The sequence below is a fragment of the Kocuria sp. LUK genome (assembly GCF_021012935.1).
In the GTDB taxonomy this organism is placed as follows: domain Bacteria; phylum Actinomycetota; class Actinomycetes; order Actinomycetales; family Micrococcaceae; genus Kocuria; species Kocuria flava.
Genome location: NZ_JAJMZI010000007.1, coordinates 45,210 through 62,096 on the forward strand (window position 1 = coordinate 45,210; position 16,887 = coordinate 62,096).

Annotated in this window: 15 protein-coding genes and 1 tRNA gene; 7 read left to right on the plus strand and 9 right to left on the minus strand. The window is 75.6% G+C overall.

The annotated features are described in order from the left end of the window. Positions 1-3 precede the first annotated feature (3 nt). A complete protein-coding gene (locus LQU92_RS12900) occupies positions 4-1,587 on the plus strand; it encodes a DEAD/DEAH box helicase (RefSeq protein ID WP_230781194.1) in 1,584 nt (527 codons plus the stop codon). Between the two features lie 114 nt (positions 1,588-1,701). Here the strand turns inward: LQU92_RS12900 and LQU92_RS12905 are convergent, their stop codons facing one another. Together LQU92_RS12905 and LQU92_RS12910 are read right to left on the minus strand one after the other, a co-directional pair. After that, complete coding sequence (locus LQU92_RS12905; protein WP_230781195.1) at positions 1,702-2,373, minus strand: HAD family phosphatase; 672 nt, start codon at positions 2,371-2,373, stop codon at positions 1,702-1,704. Between the two features lie 3 nt (positions 2,374-2,376). Further along, positions 2,377-3,114, minus strand: a complete 738-nt coding sequence (locus tag LQU92_RS12910) for an HAD family phosphatase (RefSeq protein WP_230781196.1) — start codon at positions 3,112-3,114, stop codon at positions 2,377-2,379. A 66-nt stretch (positions 3,115-3,180) separates the two neighbouring features. On the opposite strand from LQU92_RS12910, the gene LQU92_RS12915 reads away from it, so the two are divergent. Both LQU92_RS12915 and LQU92_RS12920 read left to right on the plus strand, forming a co-directional pair. Continuing rightward, positions 3,181-3,714: a hypothetical protein gene (locus LQU92_RS12915; protein ID WP_230781197.1), complete on the plus strand. Its 534-nt coding sequence runs from the start codon at positions 3,181-3,183 to the stop codon at positions 3,712-3,714. Between the two features lie 60 nt (positions 3,715-3,774). Continuing rightward, positions 3,775-4,317, plus strand: a complete 543-nt coding sequence (locus LQU92_RS12920) for a DinB family protein (protein WP_058859567.1) — start codon at positions 3,775-3,777, stop codon at positions 4,315-4,317. 39 nt (positions 4,318-4,356) lie between these two features. Here the strand turns inward: LQU92_RS12920 and LQU92_RS12925 are convergent, their stop codons facing one another. From LQU92_RS12925 to LQU92_RS12935, 3 genes are all read right to left on the minus strand, one after another. Then, positions 4,357-4,785: a VOC family protein gene (locus LQU92_RS12925; RefSeq protein ID WP_230781198.1), complete on the minus strand. Its 429-nt coding sequence runs from the start codon at positions 4,783-4,785 to the stop codon at positions 4,357-4,359. An 82-nt stretch (positions 4,786-4,867) separates the two neighbouring features. Continuing rightward, a complete protein-coding gene (locus tag LQU92_RS12930) occupies positions 4,868-6,958 on the minus strand; it encodes an acyltransferase family protein (RefSeq protein ID WP_230781199.1) in 2,091 nt (696 codons plus the stop codon). A gap of 19 nt (positions 6,959-6,977) precedes the next feature. Then, the gene (locus tag LQU92_RS12935) at positions 6,978-8,513 is read right to left on the minus strand and encodes a SulP family inorganic anion transporter (RefSeq protein ID WP_230781200.1); all 1,536 of its coding nucleotides are present in this window, start codon (positions 8,511-8,513) and stop codon (positions 6,978-6,980) included. A gap of 142 nt (positions 8,514-8,655) precedes the next feature. Between LQU92_RS12935 and LQU92_RS12940 the strand changes: the two genes are divergently transcribed. Together LQU92_RS12940 and LQU92_RS12945 are read left to right on the plus strand one after the other, a co-directional pair. After that, positions 8,656-9,183 carry a MerR family transcriptional regulator gene (locus tag LQU92_RS12940; protein WP_308071636.1) on the plus strand — a complete coding sequence of 176 codons (528 nt, stop codon included), beginning with the start codon at positions 8,656-8,658 and terminating at the stop codon, positions 9,181-9,183. Between the two features lie 113 nt (positions 9,184-9,296). Then, complete coding sequence (locus tag LQU92_RS12945; RefSeq protein ID WP_101851788.1) at positions 9,297-9,926, plus strand: CDP-alcohol phosphatidyltransferase family protein; 630 nt, start codon at positions 9,297-9,299, stop codon at positions 9,924-9,926. Here LQU92_RS12945 and LQU92_RS12950 read toward each other — a convergent pair. The 3 genes from LQU92_RS12950 to LQU92_RS12960 form a co-directional block, all read right to left on the minus strand. Continuing rightward, positions 9,904-10,308 carry a hypothetical protein gene (locus LQU92_RS12950; protein WP_101851789.1) on the minus strand — a complete coding sequence of 135 codons (405 nt, stop codon included), beginning with the start codon at positions 10,306-10,308 and terminating at the stop codon, positions 9,904-9,906. The genes LQU92_RS12945 and LQU92_RS12950 overlap by 23 nt on opposite strands. Before the next feature lie 216 nt (positions 10,309-10,524). Next, on the minus strand, positions 10,525-11,883 hold the full coding sequence (locus LQU92_RS12955; RefSeq protein WP_230781201.1) for an MFS transporter: 1,359 nt from the start codon (positions 11,881-11,883) through the stop codon (positions 10,525-10,527). 210 nt (positions 11,884-12,093) lie between these two features. Next, positions 12,094-12,166, minus strand: a tRNA-Gly gene (locus LQU92_RS12960). Positions 12,167-12,393: 227 nt separating this feature from the next. On the opposite strand from LQU92_RS12960, the gene clpB reads away from it, so the two are divergent. Together clpB and LQU92_RS12970 are read left to right on the plus strand one after the other, a co-directional pair. Beyond that, positions 12,394-15,009, plus strand: a complete 2,616-nt coding sequence (clpB, locus tag LQU92_RS12965; RefSeq protein ID WP_230781202.1) for an ATP-dependent chaperone ClpB — start codon at positions 12,394-12,396, stop codon at positions 15,007-15,009. 305 nt (positions 15,010-15,314) lie between these two features. After that, positions 15,315-15,536 carry a DUF3073 domain-containing protein gene (locus LQU92_RS12970; protein ID WP_058859521.1) on the plus strand — a complete coding sequence of 74 codons (222 nt, stop codon included), beginning with the start codon at positions 15,315-15,317 and terminating at the stop codon, positions 15,534-15,536. Positions 15,537-15,725: 189 nt separating this feature from the next. On the opposite strand, the gene purM is transcribed toward LQU92_RS12970, so the two are convergent. Then, positions 15,726-16,886: a phosphoribosylformylglycinamidine cyclo-ligase gene (gene purM / locus LQU92_RS12975; RefSeq protein ID WP_230781203.1), complete on the minus strand. Its 1,161-nt coding sequence runs from the start codon at positions 16,884-16,886 to the stop codon at positions 15,726-15,728. Position 16,887 lies beyond the last annotated feature (1 nt).

The following is a 16,887-nucleotide window of genomic DNA, read 5'->3' on the forward strand; positions in this document are numbered from 1 at the left end:
GTTTTGACTACCTTCATCGACCTCGGCGTGCCCGAGGCCCTCTCCGCCGTCCTCGCCCAGCAGGGCATCGACCAGGCGTTCCCCATCCAGGAGAAGACCCTCCCCGACTCGCTGGCCGGCCGCGACGTGCTCGGCCGCGGCAGGACGGGCTCGGGCAAGACCGTGGCGTTCGCGCTGCCGCTGGTCTCCCGGCTCGCCGGGATGACCGGCAACGGCGCCCGCGCCGCCCGCCGGGCCAGCCGGCCCACCGGCCTGGTGCTCGCACCGACCCGTGAGCTCGCGACCCAGATCGACCGCACCGTGGCCCCCATCGCCGAGGCCGCCGGGCTGAGCACGACCGTGATCTTCGGCGGCGTGTCGCAGAAGAACCAGGAGAAGGCCCTGGCCCGCGGCGCGGACATCGTCATCGCCTGCCCCGGCCGGCTCGAGGACCTGCTCAAGCAGGGCGTCCTCACCCTCGACGACGTCCGCGTGACCGTCATCGACGAGGCCGACCACATGGCCGACATGGGCTTCCTGCCCGTGGTCACCCGCATCCTCAAGCGCACCCCGCAGGGCGGTCAGCGGCTGCTGTTCTCCGCGACCCTCGACGGCGGCGTGGACAAGCTGGTCAAGCAGTTCCTGTCCAACCCGGTCAAGCACTCCGTCGACGCCCCGCAGGCGGCCGTGTCCACCATGGAGCACCACGTGCTCGTCGTGGACGCGGACGAGAAGCAGGATCTCGTCGAGGCCCTGGCCTCCGGCACGGGCCGCCGCGTGATGTTCACGCGCACCAAGCACCGCGCCAAGAAGATGGCCCGCAAGCTCACGCAGTCGGGGATCCCCGCGGTGGACCTGCACGGGAACCTCTCGCAGAACGCCCGCGACCGCAACCTCGCCCAGTTCTCCTCCGGGGACGTGCGGGTGCTCGTGGCCACCGACGTCGCCGCCCGCGGCGTGCACGTCGACGAGGTGGAGCTGGTCGTCCACGTCGACCCGCCCACCGAGCACAAGTCCTACCTGCACCGCTCCGGGCGCACCGCCCGCGCCGGCGCCTCCGGCTCCGTGGTCACGGTGGCCACCCGCGAGGAGCGCCGCGAGGTCACCCAGCTCATGAAGGCGGCGGGCGTGACGGCCGAGTTCGAGACCGTGACCGTCACCTCCCCGGCCGTGGCCGAGCTGGTGGGCGAGCGCGCCGAGAAGGTCGCCTGGACGGCCCCGCCGGTCCAGCAGCAGGGCGGCGGCACCGGCGGCCGCGGCGGCCGCGGCGGTCAGGGCCGTGCCGGCCGGTCCGGCCCCGGCCGCACCCGTGACGGCCAGGGCCGCGGCGGGCCGTCCCGCGACGGCCAGGGCCGCTCCGGGCAGTCCGGTCCGGGCCGCTCCCGCGAGGACCAGCCCCGCGGCGGGCGCGAGCAGCGTCCCGCGGCCTCGGGCCGCGGCGGCGCCCGCGCCGGCTCCGCGCCCCGGGCCACGGCCCGCCCCACGGCCTCCGCGCCGGCCTACACGACGCAGTCCGCCCCGGACCGCGCCACCCAGGCCGCCGCCGCGCGCCGCCGCAGCCGCGGCCCGCGCCGGGCCACGGCCCCCCAGGGCGCGGCCACCCGCTGACCCGCGTCCCGCTCCGGGACCCACGAGGGCGCGGCCCGTCCGTTCCTGCCTCCGGGCAGCACGGACGGGCCGCGCCCTCGTCGCGTCGACGGGAGGGATCCGGAAGGGCCGGTGTCAGACGGGCGGCAGCAGCGAGCGCAGCAGGTCGAGGGTGACGTCCGTGTGCGCGTCCACCAGGTGCAGGCCGGGCGCGGGGGCCACGGGCACGTCGCCGGGGACCACGACCACGGGCATGCCCGCGGCGGCCGCGCTGGCGGCGCCGGTCGGGGAGTCCTCGACGGCCACGCACCGGGCCGGGTCCACGCCCAGCCGGCGGGCGGCCAGCAGGTAGGGCTCGGGGTGCGGTTTCGGGTGCTCGACGTCCTCCTGCGAGACCACCTCGCGCAGCACCTCGGGCGCCCCCGCGGCGGTGCCCCGGGCGACGACGGTGAGCGCGTTCGTCACGACCGCCCCCGGGACGCCCGCGGCGGCCAGCTCGTCGAGCAGCGCCCGCACGCCCGGGAGGAACGGCACCTCCCCGGTCAGCGCGGCGGCGACCTCGCGGCCCAGCTCGGCCGTGAGGCCCTCGACGGTCCCGTCGGCGCCGCGCTCGAGCATCAGCCGGGCCGACTCGGGCACGGTGCGGCCGAGGGTGGCGAGGTCGTCGGCCTCGTGCCACGTGGTGCCGTGGCGGGCGGCCACGGCCCGCTTGGCCACGGCCCACAGGGGCTCGGTGTCCACGAGCGTGCCGTCGTGGTCGAACAGGACGGCGGCCGGCAGGGCGCGGTCCCCGGGGTGCCCGGCCACGGCTCAGGCCTCCCGCGCCGGGACGCACACCGCGGCCGGCGCCCCGGCCGGTTCCGGGGACGACGACGGCTGCCGCGCCGCGAGCGAGCGCAGCAGCTCGAGGGTCAGGTCCCGGTGGCGGGCCACGTGGGTGATGCCCGGGCCCGGGGCCACGCGCTGCGCGCCGGGGACCACGACCACGGGGATGCCCGCGGCCACCCCGGCCGCGGCGCCGGCGGGGGAGTCCTCCACCACGACGCACCGGGCCGGGTCCACGCCCAGGCGCCGGGCCGCGGTGAGGTAGGCGTCGGGGTCGGGCTTCGGGCGGACCCCCTCGGCGTACTCGTCGGTGCCGACGACCACCCGGAAGAGGTCCTCGGGGGCGGCGGAGGCGGTGTGCCGGGCCATCGCCGAGCTCGCGTTCGTGACGATCGCCGCGGGGATCCCGGCGGCGGCCAGCTCGTCGAGCAGCGCGCCGATCCCGTCGATGAACTCCAGCCGCTCGCCCCCGAGGACCCGGACGCTGTGCTCGAAGACCGCGGCGAACAGCTCGTCCTCGCCCAGCCGCACCCCGATCCGCCGCAGCCGCTCCAGCGTCGCGGCGACGGGCCGGCCCAGGGTCGCGTCCGTGTCCTCGGCCGTCCACACGGCGCCGTGCTCGGCGGCCAGGTTCTGCTTGGCCCGCTCCCACAGGGGCTCGGTGTCGACGAGGGTCCCGTCGTGGTCGAACAGGACGGCGCTGGGGAATCCGGGGGACGACATGGGCACCAGCCTATCGGCCGGGGCCCCGCGGCCCCGGCCGCTGCGGGCCGCCGTAGACTGGCGGCCGTGCCCGACGCCCTCGCTCCCGTCCCGGGCCGCAGCACCCCCGTGCAGCGGCTCGTGCCCGCCCTCGCCCCGCTCGCCGCCGTGCTGCTCGCCCTGTGGGTCGCCGCCGGCCGCGGCCTCGCCGGTGCCGCCGGGGAGCTCGTGCCCGTGCACGCCACGGCCCTGGCCCTGCCGCTGGGGGGTCTGCTCGGCGCCGGAGCCGTGGTGCTGCGCCGCGACGCGCGCGCCCACGTGCCCGCCGGCGCGTCCCTGCGGGCGTGCCTGACGACCGCCGGGGCGTGGGCGGTGGTGCTGGCATTCGGGGCGGTGCTGCCCGACCGGGTCGACGGCCGCGGGGCCTCCCTGCTGACCGAGCTCGCCGGACCCGGGCTGCTGGGGCTCTCGGCGGGCTTCGCCAACACCCTCGGGATCCTCTCGGTCGTCACCGCCACCGCAGCGCTGGTCCTGGCCGCCGCCGACCTGCGGCGCACCCGGCGGATCCAGCGGGGGGAGCCGCTGAGCGAGGACGAGATCCTCGACCGGCAGGGCCTGTGACCACGCCCGGGCCGGGAGCCCGCCGGGTCGCACCGGGGCCGGAGCGGTAGCATCGGCGGCATGAGCGACGCCACCCCGGACATCTCGCCCGTGCCGCCCGAGACCAAGGACTGGACGGCCGTCCTCGACGGCGGCTGCGCCGAGTGCGGCTTCGACCCCGACTACGACGTGCGCACCACGGGCGACCGGGCCCGGGAGACCGTCGAGGCCTGGAACGCGGCGCTGGACCGCCGCGGGCTGACCGAGCGGCCGCGGCCGGGCACGTGGTCGCCCCTGGAGTACGGCTGCCACGTGCGGGACCTGTGCCGGGTGTTCCGCGAGCGGCTGCGGCTGATGCTCGAGGAGGACGACCCGGTCTTCCCCGACTGGGACCAGGACGCCGCCGCGGTGCAGGACCGCTACAACCTGCAGGACCCCTACGAGGTCTCCGGGCAGCTGGCGCAGGAGCTGCGCGCGACCGCCGACGCGTTCGACGCGGTGGAGGAGGACCGGTGGGAGCGCCCCGGCCGCCGCGGCGACGGCAAGGCCTTCACGGTCGCGAGCTTCGCGAAGTACTTCCTGCACGACGTCGAGCACCACCTGCGCGCCGACGTCCGCGGCTGAGCCGCCCCTCCCGTCCCGGGCCGGCCCGGCGGGCCGGGCTCAGCCCAGGTGCACGGTCCCGTCGTCGTCGACGCGCCAGCCGGGGTTGTGCGCGATCTCCCACACGATCCCGCCGGGGTCGGCCACGAGCGCGTGGAAGACCCCGCCGAAGGCCCCGTCCTGCGGCGGGGTCAGGACCGTCCCGCCCGCGGCCGCCATCTCCGCGGTCAGGCGGCGCACCCCGTCGGGGTCCGCCACGTTGTGCGCCAGGGTCACGCCCGCCGGCGCGACCGGGGCGGGCAGGCCGAGGTCGGCCGCGAACTTCGCCGCCTCGAAGAGGCCCAGCACCGTCCCGGACGCGATCCGGAAGAACAGGATCTCACCGGGGACGTCGAGCAGCGGCTCCCAGCCGAGGCCCCCGGCGTAGAAGGCGCGGGCCGCGTCGAGGTCCGGGGTGGCGAGGGTGACGACGTGCACGTGCTGGTCCATGGCGGCCTCCGGGGCGTGGTACTGCGGGCCCGCGCCGGGCCCGGGGCCACCGATGCTACGGGACCTGCCCCGCCCCGCCCCGTCACCAGCCCAGGGCCGCGCGCAGGCGATGCTCGACGTCCGGGGTGAGGGTCGCCGCGTACGTGGACGTGAGGTGGTCGAGGTCGCGGTAGACGACGACGTTGCCGACCACCGCCGGGCAGACGTCCTCGGTGCACAGCCGGTCGGTGAGGTCCACGACCCGCACGTCCTCGTGCCGTGCGGCGACCTCGAGCAGCGGGTCGGTCTCCTGCAGGGCCTGATCGCGCGGGACGGTGCAGCGGGGGTGGTCCGCGCCGTAGGTCTCGACGCACTCGAACATGTCGAAGGGGAAGCGCGGGTTGTCCCGGAACGCCACCACCGGCACCCCGGCGTCCAGGAACGGGGAGGCGCCCTCCTCCCAGCCCTCCACGAGCTCCTCGTGCGGGGCCGCGGGCAGGCTGCGGGTGCCGACCGTGACCACGGCGTCCGGGTCGCGGGCCAGCGCCGCGTCCCGGGCGGCCGCGTTGAACGCGGCGCAGTCCTCCTCGACCGGTGCCGCCGGTCCCGTGTAGCGGCAGCCCATCCGCAGGTAGCTGACCACGGACCAGCCCTGCCGCTCGGCGGCCCGGGTGATGGGGGTGAGCAGCTGCATCGCGTGGGAGTCGCCGATGACCACCAGCGTGCGGGTGGGCGCCGAGCCGTCCGTGGGTCCGACGGACCAGCAGTCGCCGAGCCCGGCGAGCGCCTCGGCGCCCTCCTCCGGGGAGCACGGCAGCCCGGTCTCGCCCCACTCCGACTCCCGCTCGGCCCCGGTGGGGATCAGCGGCACCCCCGCCGGGGCCTCGGCCTCCCCGCGGAGCACGGCCGCCCCCGGGTAGTTCTGCGGAACCCGCTCCACGGCCTGCTGCTGGGCGACGCGCACCGTGTTGCCGGCCTGGGCGGTGCCCACCGGCACCGCCACGAGGGCGAGCGCCGTCACCAGCCGGGCGAGCTCACCGGTCACCGGCCGGCGCAGCCGCGCCCGCAGCAGCGGCGCGAGCAGGCCGGGAAGCCGCACGAGCGGGCCGGTGAGGCGGGTCAGCAGCAGGGACGCCGCGAGGATCCCCACCCCGTGCAGCACAGGCACGTCCGCACGGAAGAGGACCAGCGCGTAGGTGACCAGCAGCGGCCAGTGCCAGAGGTAGATGCCGTAGGCCCGGTCCCCGAACCAGGTCAGCACCGGGGCGGCCAGCAGCCGGTCCGCACCCCAGCCGGTGCGCGGGGCGAGGGCGGCGGCCAGCAGCACCGCGGCCGCACCCGCGGTCGGGGCGAGGGCTGCGGTGCCGGGGAAGCGCGTGTGCGCGTCGACCAGGAACGGGGTGGCCACGACCGTGCCGAGACCGGCCCAGCCCAGGGCCGCCGCACCGTGGCGGCGCAGCGGGCCCGCTCCCTCCGCGGACCGGGGGAGCGCGGCCACCGCGAGCGCGGCCAGGGACCCGAGGGCGAACTCCCACACCCGCGCGAACGCGTCGAAGTAGGCACCCTGCGGCTCGGCCGCGGTCGAGGCGGCCGACCAGGCGAGGGAGGCGGCGAACAGGACCCCGAACAGGGCGGCGGCCAGCCGGCGGAAGCGCAGACCGGTGCGGCGGGAGGCCCAGGCGGTCCCGGCGAGCAGCAGCGGCCACACGAGGAACACCTGTCCCTGCAGGGACAGCGACCAGGTGTGCTGCAGCGGCGTGGAGGCCGCACCGCCGCCGGCGTAGTAGTCGACCGCCTCGGCGGCCAGCACCCAGTTCTGCACGTGCAGCAGGCTGCCCCACGCGTGGCCGATCAGCTCGTCCCACCGGCTGGGCGGGAACAGGGCGAGCACCGCCGCGAGCACGGCCAGCAGCACCACCGCGAGCGGGCCGAGCAGGCGGGAGAACGTCCGCAGCCAGTACGCGCGCAGCTCGAGCGGCCGGCCGGCCTCGGCCCGGCGCACGAACGTGCCGGTGAGCAGGAACGCGGAGAGGACGAAGAAGACGTCCACCCCGCCCGAGACCCGGTCGGTGAACACGTGGAAGGCCACCACGAGCAGCACCGCGACCCCGCGCAGCCCCTGGAGGGACGGGCTGCGCGGCGGAGCGGTCCCCGTGCGGGCGGCGTGCGGGCGGGCGGCGGTCAGCAGTGCCACGGGGAGCGGTCCTCGGGGGTCAGTGGTCCTGGTTCAGCAGGCCGCCCAGCCGCACGCGCATCCGGCGGCTGGCCTGGTTGAGCCCGGTGATCCGGACGTCCGTGCCGTAGTGGGCGTACTTGTCGGTGACCGAGTCCAGCGCCGCCACCGTCGAGGCGTCCCACAGGTGGGAGTCCTCGAAGTCGATCACGACCCGCTGGGGATCCCCTGCGTAGTCGAACATCGTGTAGAGGTCGTTGGAGGAGGCGAAGAACAGCTCCCCGTGCACGGTGTACCGGGCGACCGGCTCGCCGTCCTGCACCACGACCTCGCGGTCCACGCGGACGAAGTGGGCCACGCGGCGGGCGAAGGCGATCATCGCCACGAGCACGCCCACGACCACGCCCAGGGCGAGGTTGTGGGTCCAGACCGTGACCACGACCGTCGAGACCATCACCAGGGTCTCGGGCAGCGGCATCCGGCGCAGGGTCGAGGGGCGCACGGAGTGCCAGTCGAAGGTGGCCCAGGAGACGAAGATCATGATCGCCACCAGCGCCGCCATGGGGATCACGGCGACGACCTCGCCGAGGCTGACCACCAGGACCAGCAGGAACACGCCGGCCAGGAACGTCGAGATCCGGGTGCGGGCCCCGGAGGCCTTGACGTTGATCATGGTCTGGCCGATCATCGCGCACCCGCCCATGCCGCCGAACAGGCCGGTGACGGTGTTGGCCACGCCCTGGGCCCAGGACTCGCGGGTCTTGTCCGAGCGGGTGTCGGTGATGTCGTCGACCAGCTTGGCGGTCATCAGCGACTCCATCAGGCCCACGAGCGCCATGGTGAGGGAGAACGGGGCGATGATCCGGAAGGTCTCCAGGGTCAGGGGCACGTCGGGCAGCAGCAGCACCGGCAGCGACTCGGGCAGCTCGCCCTTGTCGCCCACCGTGGGCACGTCCGTGCCCAGGGCCACCACGAGCGCGGTGATCACGACGATCGCGACCAGCGGGGCCGGGACCACGGTGGTGAGCCGCGGCAGCAGGAAGACGACGAGCAGCCCCAGGGCCGTCAGCGGGTACACGGCCCACGGCACGCCCAGCAGCTCGGGGACCTGCGAGCTGAAGATGAGGATCGCCAGCGCGTTGACGAAGCCCACCATCACCGAGCGGGGGACGAAGCGCATCAGCCGCGCGGCCCCCACGAGGGCCAGGACCACCTGGAAGACCCCGGCGAGGATCACGGCGGCGAGGAAGTGGTCGATGCCGTGGGAGGCGACCAGCGGGGCGATGACGAGGGCGACGGCCCCCGTGGCCGCGGAGATCATGGCGGGGCGCCCGCCCAGCACCGCGGTGGTCACCGCCATCGTGAAGGAGGCGAAGAGCCCGAGCCGCGGGTCCACCCCGGCGATGACCGAGAACGCGATGGCCTCGGGGATCAGGGCCAGGGCCACGACGAGCCCGGCCAGGACCTCCGTCTTGAGCCACCGCGGGTTGCGCAGGGCGAGCCGGACGGAGCCGCGCTCCTCGGGGGTGGCGGCGGTGCTGCGGCCCGCGGGGCGGCCCTCGGCGACGGTGGACATGCGTAAGCTCCTGGAGGAAGACGGTCCCGCGGGGACCGGGAAGAGGAAGAGGGCACGGGGCGCAGCGGCGCACCGGCCCCCGCAACCCTAACGCAGCGTCAGGGTTGGCGACAACGAGCACGGCGAGGCGACGGCGGACGGCATGGACGGCACCAGGACGAGCACGGGGCGGACGGCCCCGCGGCGGGGCGCGGGCACGGAGGGCTCCCGGCGCCCGGCCGACGACGACGGCACCCCGGGCGGCGGGCCCGGCCACGACGCGCCCGCGCCGCCGCGCGGCGGCCCGGCCCCGGAGGAGCTCCTGCAGATCGGCGCGATGGCCGAGCGCAGCGGGCTGTCCCTGCGCACACTGCGCCACTACGACGCGCTCGGGCTGCTGCCGCCCTCCGGGCGCACCGAGGGCGGCTACCGGGTCTACACCCCGGAGGACCTGCGCCGGCTGATGACGATCAAGCGGATGAAGGCCCTCGACTACTCGACCGCGCAGATGGGCGAGCTGCTGCGGCTGCTGGACGTGGCCGAGGGGACCGGCCCCGAGCAGGCCCGGCGCGAGGCCCGGGGGCAGCTCGAGGCGCTCCTGGCGGACGCCCGCGCCCGCCGCGAGCGCCTCGCGGAGCAGGTCCGCCGCGCGGACGAGTTCCTGCGCGTCCTCGAGTCCCGCCTGGGCTGAGCCCGGCCCGGACGGGGCCCGGCCGGGCGCGGCCGATGGCATAGGCTCGTGGACGGGCGGCGCGGACGGGCTCCGGCCGCCGCCCCGGACGCGAGGAGGGCGAGGGACGCACCATGCAGGACCAGCACACGGCCGAGCCGGCCCCGCCGTACTACCACCGCTGGCTCACGGTCCCGAACGTGGTCTCGGTGCTGCGCTTCAGCCTGATCGTCCCGGCCGTGCTGGCGGTGCTGCGCATCCACGAGCACCCGGTGGCCGCCCTCGTGCTCGTGGCCTCCTTCTCCCTCACCGACTGGGTCGACGGGGTCCTCGCCCGGGCCCTCGACCAGCGCAGCCGGGTCGGGGAGGTCATGGACCCGATCGCCGACCGGCTCGGCACCGTGGCGATCGCGGTCGCCGCGAGCGTCGTGGGGCTCTTCCCGTGGTGGGTGCTCGTCGTCGTCGTGGGCGTGGACCTCGTCGTCGGCGCGGTCGCGCTGCGGCACCGGTCGCTGGGCGTGCTGCGGGTGACGAGGGCCGGGAAGGTCAAGACGGCCACGCTCATGGTCGGCTCCGTGCTGATCCTCGCCGGGCCGGCGTGGGGGAGCACGGCCGTCACCGAGGCCGGCCGGGTGCTCGTGCAGGTCGCCGCCGTGCTGCACCTGGTCGCGGGCGTCCAGTACGTCCGCCAGGCCGCGGGCCGGCAGGACCCGCCCGCGCCCCGGGACGGGCGGGGCCGGGTCAGGCGGCCGGGGAGCTCCTGAGCCACTCGAGGCAGCGCACCCGCAGGTCCTCCAGCTGCGCCACCGCCTCCGGCAGGGTCAGCCCCAGCGGCCCGTGCTCGTGGGTCTCCGCGTGGACGAACGCGCACAGCGTCACCTGCCCGGACCCCTCCGGCTGCCAGTCCTCCACGATCCCCGACAGCGCCCCGCCCCAGTGCGGCACCTCGGCGGGGTCGCGGCCGTCCAGGAGGGCGGCGTCCACCCGGAACTCGCCGTAGAGGACGACCTCGTGGTCCGTCACCGTGGCCACGACCCGGTGCAGCCCGCCCAGGTCGTACTGCTCGGGGGTGAGGCTCTGGCCGTCGGCCACCGTCGCGGCGCCGAGCACCGTCGCGGGGTCGCGCGGGAGGGTTCCGGGTCTCATGGCTGTCCTGCTCCTCCGGACGGGGCCGGTCGCCCGTGCCGGCCGCACGGGGTCCGCCGCTCGGGCGGTGGGGGGCCCGGTCCCCACGCTAGCGAGACGGCGGGCGCCCGCGCCCGGACCGTGACGCACCGGGAACATATGACGCCCCGGTGACGGGCGGCGGGGTGCCGGGCCGGCCCTGGGCCCGCGGGCCGGGCCCGGGGCCGGCCGGCGGGCTCAGGAGGCGCCGAGGAGCAGGCCCGTCGTCGTCGGCCGGGACCCCCGCGGCGCCGCGGGCTCGGGGGCCAGGGCCTCGGGCAGCAGCACCACGAGCGAGCCGAGGGCGCGGGAGGTCCAGCCGGCCGGGGTGCGCACGGGCGCGGGGGTCGCGTCGGTGCCCTCGCGCTGGCGGCGCACGGCGTGGCCCAGGACGAGCAGCCCGGCGAGGGCGAGGCCCACGCCCACCCACGCCGGGGCACGGTAGCCCCAGCCGGCGGTGATGACGGCCCCGCCGAGGAACGCGCCCACGGCGTTGGCGAAGTTGAACGCCGCGTGGTTCATGGCGGCGGTCAGGGACGGGGCGTCCTTGGCCTCGCGCAGCAGGCGCATCTGCAGCGCGGTGGAGAACAGCGCGCCCAGCGCGCCGATCGCGAAGACGCCCAGCACGGCCGCGACCGGCAGGTGGGCGAAGAGCCCGAAGAAGGCCAGGGTCGCGGCGGAGACCACGCCCGCGCCGACGGCCGTGCGGTCGACCGAGCGGTCCAGCAGCGGTCCGGCCAGCAGCGAGCCCAGGGTCATGCCCACGCCGTAGATCGCCAGCACCCACGGCACGACCGAGAGGTCGAGGCCGCTGAGCTCGGTGAGGGTGGGGGAGACGAAGGTGTAGACGGCGAACATCCCGCCGAAGCCCACGGCCCCGGCCGTCAGGGTCAGGGCGACCTGCGGGCGGCCCAGGGCGCGGACCTCCCGCGCCACGGAGACCCCGCCCTCGCTGCGGGTGCGGGGCACCCACACGGCCAGCGCGGCCACGGTCAGCACGCCGATGACGACGACGAGCCCGTAGCCGGCCCGCCAGCCGAGGGCCCCGCCCAGGGCGGCGGCCAGGGGCACGCCCACGATGTTGGCGACCGTCAGCCCGAGGGCGACCCGGGCCACGGCCGTGCCGCGGCGCTCGCGGGGCACGAGGGAGGAGGCGACCACGGCGGCGACGCCGAAGTAGGCGCCGTGGGGCAGCCCGGAGAGGAACCGGGCGGCGTAGAGCAGGTCGAGGGAGGGGGCGGCCGCCGAGAAGGCGTTGCCGGCGGTGAAGGCGCCCATGAGCCCGAGCAGCAGCGTCTTGCGCTCGAGGCGGGCGGCCAGGGCGGTGATCAGCGGGGCGCCGACCACGACGCCCAGCGCGTAGAGCGAGATGGCGTGGCCGAGGGACGGGATCGAGGCGCCGAGGTCCTCGGCGATGAAGGGGATCAGACCCATCGAGGCGAACTCGGTGGTGCCCACGCCGAAGCCGCCCAGGGCGAGGGCGAACAGGGCCAGACGGGTGCCGGCGCGGCCGGGCGGGTTGATCACCTCGAGCACGGCGGTGCGGGGTGCGGACATGGTGGTTCCTTCCGGGGACGGACGGGGTGCGGTGGAACAGCGCGTCGTCGGGCCGAACCGGATGAACGCACGACGTTACGGGCCGTGACGCGCGCAGCCAAGCCCCGGGCGATGTGATCTTGGACAGACCGGAAGGGCTGTGATACGGGTCGCGCCCCGCCGGACGGCGGGGCGCGGCTCCCGCCGGACGGGGGAGGAGGGCATGAAAAGAGCGGCAGACGGGAGTCGAACCCGCGACCTCCACCATGGCAAGGTGGCGCTCTACCAGCTGAGCTACTGCCGCATGCGCACCTCTGGTCGAGGAGCACGCGGGAAAACACTACCCCATCCCGGGGGCGCCGCGTGCCGGCTCCGCCCGCAGGGGTGCCGCCCGTTCGCCGGAACAACCCCTGGCCCCCTCGGGTTGAGTGGGATAGACTCAGGTTAGCTGACGTGCCGGTGCGCATTGACGACGCGCCGGCCGGGTCCGACCTGTTCCACCCGCTTCGTCCCGAACCACAAGGAGCTCCCGTGGAGACCAAGTTCACCACCAAGTCGCAGGAGGCGCTCGCCGCGGCCTCGACCAACGCCTCGACCGCCGGCAACCCCCAGGTCGAGCCCGCCCACATCCTCAAGGCCCTCATGGACCAGCGCGAGGGCGTCGCCGTCGCCGTGCTGAAGGCCACCGGCGCCGACGTCGACGCCGTCTCGGCCCAGGCCTCCGCCGCCATCAAGGCCCTGCCCTCGGCCTCGGGGGCCTCCACCGCCCAGGCGCAGTTCGACCGCGGCTCCCTGCAGGTCATCCAGGCCGCCGAGCAGTTCGCGACGTCCCTGGGCGACGAGTACATCTCCACCGAGCACCTGCTCTACGGCCTCGCCCAGCTCGACGGCAGGACCGGCGAGATCCTGCGCTCCGCCGGCGCGGGGCCCGAGCAGCTGAAGACCACCGTCCCGTCCGTGAGAGGAGACCGCAGGGTGACCACCCCCGACCCCGAGGGCACCTTCCAGGCGCTCGAGAAGTACGGCACCGACCTCACCGCCCGCGCCCGTGAGGGCAAGCTCGACCCGGTCATCGGCCGCGACTCCGAGATCCGGCGCGTGGTCCAGGTGCTGTCCCGGCGCACCAAGAACAACCCCGTGCTCATCGGCGAGCCCGGTGTCGGCAAGACCGCCGTCGTCGAGGGCCTCGCCCAGCGCATGGTCGCCGGGGACGTCCCCGAGTCCCTGCGGGACAAGACCCTGATCTCCCTCGACCTCGGCTCCATGGTGGCGGGGGCGAAGTACCGCGGCGAGTTCGAGGAGCGGCTCAAGGCCGTGCTCGAGGAGATCCGCTCCTCCGAGGGCCGGGTCGTGACCTTCATCGACGAGCTCCACACGGTCGTGGGCGCCGGCGCCGCCGAGGGCTCCATGGACGCGGGCAACATGCTCAAGCCCATGCTCGCCCGCGGGGAGCTGCGCCTGATCGGCGCGACCACCCTCGACGAGTACCGCGAGAACATCGAGAAGGACGCCGCCCTCGAGCGCCGCTTCCAGCAGGTCTACGTCGGCGAGCCCTCCGTGGAGGACACCGTCGCGATCCTGCGCGGGCTCAAGGAGCGCTACGAGGCCCACCACAAGGTCCAGATCGCCGACGCCGCCCTCGTCGCGGCCGCGACCCTGTCCCACCGCTACATCCCGGGCCGGCAGCTGCCGGACAAGGCCATCGACCTCGTCGACGAGGCGGCGTCCCGGCTGCGCATGGAGATCGACTCCGCCCCGGAGGAGATCGACCGGCTGCGCCGCGTCGTCGACCGCCTGACCATGGAGGAGCTCGCCCTGCAGGGCGAGAGCGACCCCGCGTCGGTCGAGCGGCTCGAGGCCCTGCGCGCCGAGCTGGCCGACCGCAGGGCCGAGCTCGACGCCCTCAACGCCCGGTGGGAGGCCGAGAAGGCCGGCCTGAACCGGGTCGGCGACCTCAAGGCCCGCATCGACGACCTGCGCTCGCAGGCGGAGATGGCCCAGCGCCAGGGCGACCTCGGCGAGGCCTCCCGGCTGCTCTACGGCGAGATCCCGGCGCTGCAGAAGGAGCTGGACGCCGCCCAGGAGCAGGAGGACGCCTCCGAGGTGCACGAGACCATGGTCTCCGAGGAGGTCACGGCCGACGACGTCGCCGAGGTGGTCTCCGCCTGGACGGGCATCCCGGCCGGGCGCATGCTCCAGGGCGAGACCGAGAAGCTGCTGCACATGGAGGAGGTGCTCGGCCGGCGCCTGATCGGCCAGCACCGGGCCGTGCAGGCGGTCGCGGACGCCGTGCGCCGCTCCCGGGCCGGGATCTCCGACCCCGACCGGCCGATCGGCTCCTTCCTGTTCCTCGGCCCCACCGGCGTGGGCAAGACCGAGCTCGCGAAGTCGCTCGCCGAGTTCCAGTTCGACGACGAGCGCGCCCTGGTGCGCCTCGACATGTCGGAGTACGGGGAGAAGCACACCGTCTCCCGCCTCGTCGGCGCCCCTCCGGGCTACGTCGGCTACGAGGAGGGCGGCCAGCTCACCGAGGCGGTCCGGCGCCGGCCCTACTCGGTGGTCCTGCTCGACGAGATCGAGAAGGCCCACCCGGACGTCTTCGACATCCTCCTGCAGGTGCTCGACGACGGCCGGCTCACCGACGGGCAGGGCCGCACCGTGGACTTCCGCAACGTGATCCTGATCCTCACCTCGAACCTGGGCAGCCAGTTCCTCGTGGACCAGACGATCGACCAGGAGGCCAAGCGGGAGGCCGTCATGAACGTGGTCAACGCCTCGTTCAAGCCGGAGTTCCTCAACCGGCTCGACGACGTCATCCTCTTCGACCCGCTGTCCACGGCCGACCTCGCGCGGATCGTGGACATCCAGGTCGCGCACCTGGCCGAGCGGCTGGGTCAGCGCAGGCTGAGCCTGGAGGTCACCCCGGCGGCGACCGAGTGGCTGGGCATCACCGGCTACGACCCCGCCTTCGGCGCCCGCCCGCTGCGCCGGCTCGTCCAGCGCGAGATCGGGGACAAGCTGGCCAGGGCGATCCTCTCCGGGGCGGTCGTGGACGGGGACGCCGTGCGGGTGGACGTCAACGCCGACGTCGTGGCCGACGGGCTGACCGTCACCGCGGTGCGCGAGCCCCAGCCCGCGGCCGGCTGACCGGCCGCACAGCGGCGGGCGGGCGGGTCCGGGGGCACCGGGCCCGCCCGCCGGGCGTGGCGCCGGGCGGCGGGTGCGCCGCCGGGCAGGGCGCGGGTGATGCCCCATCATCCGGGGCACTGCCCGGGCGCTTCCCGGGTGCCGGCCGTGAGATCGGCGACAGGCGCCTGTGCAGAGCGTCCGCGGAGCGCGCCGCCCGGGCAAAGCATGTACCCTGGACCCACGAACCATTTCCATGACATTCCGGGGCCGTACTGTGTGCCTACGTACCGCCGCCCGGACCAAGAGACAGAGGGGGTCACGCCATGGGGCGCGGCCGTCAGAAGGCTAAGGCGACACGGCAGGCGCGGGAGATGAAGTACTTCAGCCCGCAGACGGACCTGACCGCACTGCAGAAGGAGCTCCGGGGCGGCGAGCGCAGCCCGGCCCTGGAGGAACCCGCCGAGGAGCGCTTCGCGGCGGACGAGGACGACTACTCCGTCTACCTCGACAAGTACGCCGACGACTACGGCGACGACCGCCGCTGACGCGGCCGGTCCCCCCGCCCGTCTCCACCGGCTCCAGCCGCACGGGGTGCCCACGCAGGTCGGGCACCTTCTTCGTGGGAGCGCGCGAACGCCCCGCCGACCACCGGTCGGCGGGGCGTTCGCCGTGCCCGTACCGCGCGCCGGACCCGGAGGCCCGGGTCCGGCGCGCGGGACCGGGGGAGCGGGTCCTCAGCCGGCGTAGGCGCCGGTCATGCGCACCGCGCCGCCGTCCACGCCCTTGGCGCCCTGGACCCGGTCGGGGTCCGCGGGGTCGGCGTCGCGATCGAGCGCCCCGATCTCGCCCATGACCCACGAGCTCACGCCGCGGGCGGTGAGGCGGGCGACGGCGTCGTCGGCCACGGCGGGGTCCACGACCGCGACCATGCCCACGCCGAGGTTGAGCGTGCGCTCGAGGTCGGGCAGCGGGACGTTGCCCAGCTGCGCCACGAGCTGGAAGACCGCCGGCAGCTCCCAGGTGGAGCGGTCGACCGTGGCCTCGAGCCCGGCCGGCAGCACGCGGGCGAGGTTCGCGGCGAGCCCGCCGCCGGTGACGTGGCTGAACCCGCGCACCCCGTGGCCGGTCGTGCCGTCGGGGCCGTTGACGGGGAAGGCGGCGGCGAGGTCGAGGACGTCGGCGGCGTAGACGCGGGTCGGCTCGAGCAGCTCCTCGCCCAGGGTCCGGCCCAGCTCGGAGACCTGGCGGTCCAGGGACCAGCCGGCCACGTTGACGACCTTGCGCACCAGGGAGTAGCCGTTGGAGTGCAGCCCCGAGGAGGCCATGCCGATCACGACGTCTCCGGCGCGCACCCGGTCGGGGCCCAGCAGCTCGTCGGCCTCCACGACGCCGGTGGCCGCGCCCGCGACGTCGTACTCGTCGGGGCGCAGCAGCCCCGGGTGCTCGGCGGTCTCCCCGCCCACGAGCGCGGTGCCCGCCTGCTCGCAGGCGCCCGCGATGCCGCGCACGATGTCGGCGATGCGCTCGGGCACGACCTTGCCGGTGGCGATGTAGTCGGTCATGAACAGCGGGCGGGCCCCGACGACCACGATGTCGTCGACGACCATGCCCACGAGGTCGTAGCCGATGGTGTCGTGGACGTCGAGGGTCTGGGCGATGGCGACCTTCGTGCCGACCCCGTCGGTGGAGGTCGCCAGGTAGGGCCGGCGGTAGGACAGCAGCTCCGAGACGTCGTAGAGGCCGGCGAACCCGCCCACCCCGCCGATCACGTGCTCGGAGTGGGTGGCGCGCACGGCGCTCTTCATGAGCTCGACGGCGCGGTCGCCCGCCTCGACGTCCACGCCCGCGCTGGCGTAGGTGACGGTGCGGTTCTCGGGGGCGGGCTGCTGGGCCATG